Source organism: Dehalococcoidia bacterium (assembly GCA_035574915.1).
Lineage (GTDB): Bacteria > Chloroflexota > Dehalococcoidia > DSTF01 > WHTK01 > DATLYJ01.
In genome coordinates, this window is record DATLYJ010000127.1 from 1 (window position 1) to 5448 (window position 5448).

Sequence of the window (5448 nt, forward strand, 5' to 3'; positions counted from 1 at the left end):
GCGTCCAGCCCAGCCGCGCCCGCCGCGACGCCGCGCCGGCGCCAGCGCGACGCGGGGGCCGCCCCCGCCGCTAAGACGAAAGGAGGCGGGCGCTTGCCCGCCTCGTCGTGAAGTTGACTTGAGGTGACCTAGTTTTTCCGCTCGTGCAGCGGCACGTACTTCTGGTTCATCGGCCCGACGTACTTGAGAAGCGGGCGGATGAGCATGTTGTTGTCGTACTGCTCGAGGATCTCGATGCACCAGCCGGGCACGCGGCCGATGGCGAAAATCGGCACGAACATGTCTTCCGGGATGCCCAGCAGGTGATACACGGAGCCGGCGTAGAAGTCCACGTTCACGTAAATACCGCGCGACTGGTAGCGCTGCATCTCCTGCTCGACAACCTGTAGCAGCTTGTACCACTCCTCGTGGCCGAGCTTCGCGCCCAGGATGCGCGAGCGCTCGCGCATGTGGCGGGCGCGCGGGTCCTCGGCGCGGTAGACGCGGTGGCCGAAGCCCATGATCCGCTCGCCGCGGTCCAGTCGCTGGCGGATGTACTCCGCCGCCCGCTCCGGCGTGCCGATCTCGAGCGCCATCTTCATCACGGCCTCGGCGGCGCCACCGTGAAGCGGCCCCTTGAGCGTGCCAATCGCCGTCGTGATCGCCGAGTGCATGTCGCTGAGGGTCGAGGCCGTCACGCGCGCGGCGAAGGCGGAGGCGTTCGCGCCGTGCTCGGCGTGCAGGAGGAAGTCGAGGTCCATCGCCTCGACCGCCTCCGGGCTCGGCGTCTGGCCCGTCATCATGTACAGCCAGTTCGCCGCGTGGTCGAGGTCGTCTCGAGGCTCCAGCGGCTCCAGGCCCCGGCGTACGCGCTCATGTGCGGCGACGATGGTCGGCACCTGCGCCGTCAATCGCTCCGCCTTGCGCAGGTTCGCTTCGCGCGACATGTCCTCGGTGTCAGGGTCGAAGGCGGAAAGGGCGGAGACTCCGGTGCGGAGGACGTCCATCGGGTGGGCGTTTTGCACCAGCCGGATGACCTCGATGACCTGCTTCGGCAGGCCGCGCTGGGCCTTGAGGCGCTTCTTGAAGCTGTTCAGCTCCTCCTCAGTCGGCAGGTCACCGTGGAGGAGCAGGTAGGTCACCTCCTCGAAGGAGGAGTTCGCAGCCAGGTCGTGGATGTTGTAGCCGCGATAGAGGAGGATGCCCCGCTCACCGTCGATGTAGCTCGACTCCGTCGTGTCGAGGACTACGTCCTTTAGCCCGCGGGCAAGAGTGTCGTTCACTGCGTCCTCCGAAAAAGTGACCTTAGCCCAGCAAAATACCCTGGAGTGCCCAGGGTAAGGAGTACGTGGTGGGGACCGCTGGGCTCCAACCCTGGAGCCACGGGGATTATATCACCCGATACGAATAGCGAGTAGCGATAGGCGTAAGGAATCGGCCCTGCTACGGCCGGCGCCGGGCAGACCACGCTTTCCGCGCCAGGTGCGTCCGGTCCAGCCTCGCGGTCGCATCCCTGATCACGGGATCTCTCGCGGGTATAAACCCGGCCCGCCTCCTGCCGAAACTGATCCTTGACGGTTATGGAAGCGCCGTCCTTTGGAGCCCGAGTGGAGGAACAGGGATGCAGGTGACAGCGGACGTCAAGTGCTACTACTGCGGCCACGTCAGCGGCCAGATTATCGGGCCGAAGAACGCGCCGCTAAGGGTGAGCAATTTCGTGCCCCGGCCAGGCTACACCGGCGAGCGGCCGCGCCCGGGCGACCGTCTGCGCTGCGAACGCTGCCGGGGCCCCGTGTATCTCGAAGACGTGTCGCCCCTGACGATCGGCGTGTCCAACGTCGCCAGCCTCATCGCCTACAAGCGAGAGAAGGCCCTCAAGCTCAAGAAGAAGGCGAAGTCGACGCGCGTCGCCTGACCGGAGCCCTCTGAGAAACGAAGCGGCCGGGCATGATGCCCGGCCGTCGCCGTTCCTGTCCTGCCGCCTTAGCGTACCGTGAACGTCCCCGTCATCGTGTCCGGGTGGACGTCACAGCGGAAGAAGAAGCTGCCGGCGCGCGGAGGTGTGAAAGTCAGGGTGCGGCTGGCCACGCCCGCAAAGAGCTCGCCGACCGACTGGTTGGGCACGAGCGCCTGGGTAGCGCTCCGGCTCGTGTAGAAGGCGATGTTGTGCAGCACGCCCGCGTCCTGATTGTCCAGCGTCACCGAAAAGGGGGCGCCGGCATTCGCCGTAAGGGAGCGCTTGTCGAACTGCAGGTTGCGCGCCACAACCGTCACCGATACCGGCCCGCCGCCGCCACCGCCGCCTCCGTCGGCGGCACCGTCCGTCGCCGCCGCTTCGTCGCTCTTGATGAGCTGCGCGCCGCCCCACAGGGCGAGCGAGAAGACGATGAACGAGACCACCATCAGCGGCACGCCAAACTTGACGTTGTTGGGGACCTGCGGCATTCTCCCTCCTCGGCTCGGCGGACGTCCCGCCTAGGTGAACCTCACGAACTGGTCCAGCATCATCGCGATAAAGATAAGCGCCAGGTAGGTTAGGGAGTAGCGGAAGAGGGCCATCGCCGCCTTGGTTGTCGCCTGCCGCATCTGCTGCCAGGCCAGCCACAGGAAGACCGCCCCCAGCGCCAGGGCCGCGGCCACGTAGAAGACGCCGACGTCCCCGGTGAGCGCCAGGCTCAGCGTCGCGGCTACCGTGGCGACGGCATACACCAGGCTGCGGCGCCGCGCCTCGACCGCGCCCTTCGTGACCGGGAGCATGGGGACGCCTGCGTTCCGATAGTCGGACGTGTAGCCGATGGCTAGCGCCCAGAAGTGCGGCGGCGTCCAGAGGAAGACGATCGCGAACATGATTAGCGGCGCCGCGTCCAGGGAGTTCGTCACGGCAGCCCAGCCACAGAGCGGCGGCACCGCCCCGGCAGCGCCGCCGATGACGATGTTCTCGACCGTCGAGCGCTTCAGCCAGAGCGTGTAAACGAAGACGTAGAACAGGATCGCGCTCACCGCGAGCGAAGCGGTCAGCAGGTTGACGGCCGCCCACAGGAAGACGAAGGCGATGACACTCAGCGAGACCCCGAAGATCAGCGCGCGCTGCGGCGGGATCTGACCAGAGGGGATCGGGCGCCGCCGTGTGCGGCGCATGATCGCGTCGATGTCGCGGTCGAGGTAGCAGTTGATGGCGTTGGCGCCTCCAGCCGCGACGGCGCCCCCGGCGAGGGTGGCGATTGCCAGCCAGGGGTCAGGGAACCCGCCCGCGGCGACGAACATCGCCGGCAGCGTCGTCACCAGCAGGAGCTCGATGATCCGCGGTTTGGTGAGCGCAATGTAGGCGCCGATAGTCTGCCGAAGGCCGGCGATCTGCACGCCGGCGGTCGCGATGGGCGCCGCGGGCGCGGTCATCGTGCCAGCCTCGCCAGGTCGCCCGCGGGCGCGCCTGCCGGCCGCTGGACATCGAGGGCCTCGTGCAGGCCGAAGATGCGGATGTTCAGGTAGGCCAGGATGCCCCAGAGCGCCGTGCCGACGCCCAGGTGGGCGATCTGGGCCAGGTCAGCGACCTGCGTCCAGATGTTCGCGGCGCCCACGAGCACCTGGGCTACGTAAACGCCGAGGGCGCTGGTAGCCAGAAGCCGTAGCTCCGCCCCGCTGCGCGCTGCCACGAACGCAAGCCAGATGAGCGAAACGCCGAGCGCGGCGGCCAGCAGCCGGTGGATGAAGACGAGCTGCACCGAGGTCAGCGAGAGGTCGGGCACGATCTCGCCGTTACACAGCGGCCAGCCGCTGCAGGCCAGGCTGTAGTCTGCCCCGGCCACGTAAGCACCCAGGAGCATGGTCGCGAGAGTCAGGCCCGAGGCGGCGACTGTAAAGGCCACCACGCCGGGGCCGACTGTCGGCAGACGGATGCGCAGGTCCTGGGCCACGGCCGCGACGGTGATCAGCACCAGGAGGGCGAAGAGCGTCAGCGCCGTCGCCAGGTGCACGGTGACGATCTCCGGCGGCAGCTCCTGGATCACCGTGATCCCTCCCAGGCCGCCCTGGACCAGCAACAGCACGGCGGTCGCGGACGCCGGGTACCAGATCGACCTCACGTGGCGGTAGGACTTCCAGGCCCAGGCGGCAATGGCAAACACCATCAGGCCGGCCACGGATGCGACGAGCCGGTGGGTGTATTCGATGAGCGTGTGCTTCTCCCACTTGGGGATGAAGCTACCGTGGCAACGGGGCCAGTCTGGACAACCGAGGCCCGAATCCGTGGCCCGCACCGTGCCGCCGATGACGATCAGCACGAAAACGAGCGCCGTAGTTGCGATGCACAGGCGCTGGAATCCGGTCATGAAGTGCCGAGAAGTCTAGAGGGATGCATTGCGTCCCGCCGGCCGCCTTGTTCAAGACACAGGCGTCGGCCACGCGGTTTGTGACGCGACGCTCAAAGGCAGCCTATGGCCACCCCCCGATTGAGTCAAGGGCGGACGGCGCCTTCAGGCGCCGGTCCCGCGGCCCGGAAGGAGCCCGATTTGCTCCTGGCAGCCAGGCTTGCGCTAGCCGTTGCCGCCTTCCTTTTCGCGGTCACGGCCTCCTCTTGCGGCGGCGATGACACGGCTGCGAGCGCCCACAAGCCGCCGCCCGGCGAACCCGTGGTCCTTGCGCCGACCGCCACCCTCGTACCGGCGCCGCCGCGCGCTGCCGCTCTCCCGCCCGTCGAGGCTGCCACAGCCCGGTTGCTAGCAGCACGCGGATTCCGCGCCGCAGTCGTCACGGACACGCCGGGCGGCGACCGCATCACCGGGGAGTTCGCCTTCGCCGCACCGGACCGGATCCATGTCAGGGTGACCAGCAGCGTCCCCTTCGAGGTGATCATCATCGGCCGCGCCCGCTACGTGAAGGCCGGCGGGCCCTGGCAGGCAGCCGAGCCAAGCTTCCTGCCCTTCTCGGTCGACGAGGTCATGGCGCGGCTCCGCGACGCGGCCGGCGCCGGCGGTTTCAGCCCGGCCGGAGCCGGTAACGGCTGCTCGCGATACCAGTCGTCCGCCGCGGAGTTCTGTCTGGCCGACGATGACCTCGTGCGCACGTTCACCTACCACGATGGCCCCACGCGCGTCGAGGTCACGTTCCAAGACATCGGCGCCGCCATCGAAATCCGCGCTCCTTGAGTTAGCTGCGGCGGGAGTTGTAGAACTCGACCTGCCAGCGCCACTCCAGGTGGTCATCGGCGTTCCACCACGACAGCAAGATGCCGACCTCGCCGCCTGGGAGCAGGACCGGCCGGCCATAGTCGGCTTCGGTCGGCCAGATGTCTTCGCGAGTGATCCTGTCGCCTTGACGGGTGAGACGGCACATCGGCGACTCCAGCGTGCGTGCCAGTTGCCGGCCATACGCCAGGCGCCGGCCGTCGCGAGAGCTCACTTCGACGGTGATGATGTCGGGCACAGCGTGGGCCAGGAGGACGTCCGTCGGGTCCAGCATGCCCCGCCCGAC

Annotated in this window: 7 protein-coding genes; 2 read left to right on the forward strand and 5 right to left on the reverse strand. The window is 68.0% G+C overall.

Going from position 1 to position 5448, the window contains the following annotated elements; all coding sequences use genetic code 11:
• Positions 1–128: 128 nt before the first annotated feature.
• Positions 129–1262, reverse strand: a complete 1134-nt coding sequence (locus VNN10_12170; protein ID HXH22774.1) for a citrate synthase — start codon at positions 1260–1262, stop codon at positions 129–131.
• Between the two features lie 338 nt (positions 1263–1600).
• Between VNN10_12170 and VNN10_12175 the strand changes: the two genes are divergently transcribed.
• A complete protein-coding gene (locus tag VNN10_12175; protein ID HXH22775.1) occupies positions 1601–1894 on the forward strand; it encodes a hypothetical protein in 294 nt (97 codons plus the stop codon).
• Positions 1895–1962: 68 nt separating this feature from the next.
• Here the strand turns inward: VNN10_12175 and VNN10_12180 are convergent, their stop codons facing one another.
• Genes VNN10_12180 through VNN10_12190 form a run of 3 tightly spaced genes read right to left on the reverse strand, consistent with a single transcriptional unit; the run spans position 1963 to position 4307 of the window.
• Positions 1963–2424, reverse strand: a complete 462-nt coding sequence (locus tag VNN10_12180; GenBank protein ID HXH22776.1) for a cupredoxin domain-containing protein — start codon at positions 2422–2424, stop codon at positions 1963–1965.
• Positions 2425–2454: 30 nt separating this feature from the next.
• Entirely contained in the window at positions 2455–3375 is a 921-nt protein-coding gene (locus VNN10_12185; GenBank protein ID HXH22777.1) for a heme o synthase, read from the reverse strand.
• Positions 3372–4307 carry a COX15/CtaA family protein gene (locus tag VNN10_12190; protein HXH22778.1) on the reverse strand — a complete coding sequence of 312 codons (936 nt, stop codon included), beginning with the start codon at positions 4305–4307 and terminating at the stop codon, positions 3372–3374. The genes VNN10_12185 and VNN10_12190 overlap by 4 nt, the downstream gene beginning before the upstream one ends.
• A 180-nt stretch (positions 4308–4487) precedes the next feature.
• Here VNN10_12190 and VNN10_12195 point away from each other — a divergent pair, with 180 nt between their 5' ends.
• Positions 4488–5123, forward strand: coding sequence for a hypothetical protein (locus tag VNN10_12195; GenBank protein HXH22779.1), 636 nt, complete (start codon positions 4488–4490; stop codon positions 5121–5123).
• Position 5124: 1 nt separating this feature from the next.
• On the opposite strand, the gene VNN10_12200 is transcribed toward VNN10_12195, so the two are convergent.
• Positions 5125–5448, reverse strand: a 324-nt coding sequence (locus tag VNN10_12200; protein HXH22780.1) for a hypothetical protein, incomplete at its 5' end; no start/stop codon positions are given.

Coding starts and splice junctions, on each gene's coding strand:
- VNN10_12185 (HXH22777.1), bottom strand. CDS start 3,375: ATGACCGCGCCCGCGGCGCCCATCGCGACCGCCGGCGTGCAGATCGCC.
- VNN10_12175 (HXH22775.1), top strand. CDS start 1,601: ATGCAGGTGACAGCGGACGTCAAGTGCTACTACTGCGGCCACGTCAGC.
- VNN10_12190 (HXH22778.1), bottom strand. CDS start 4,307: ATGACCGGATTCCAGCGCCTGTGCATCGCAACTACGGCGCTCGTTTTC.
- VNN10_12180 (HXH22776.1), bottom strand. CDS start 2,424: ATGCCGCAGGTCCCCAACAACGTCAAGTTTGGCGTGCCGCTGATGGTG.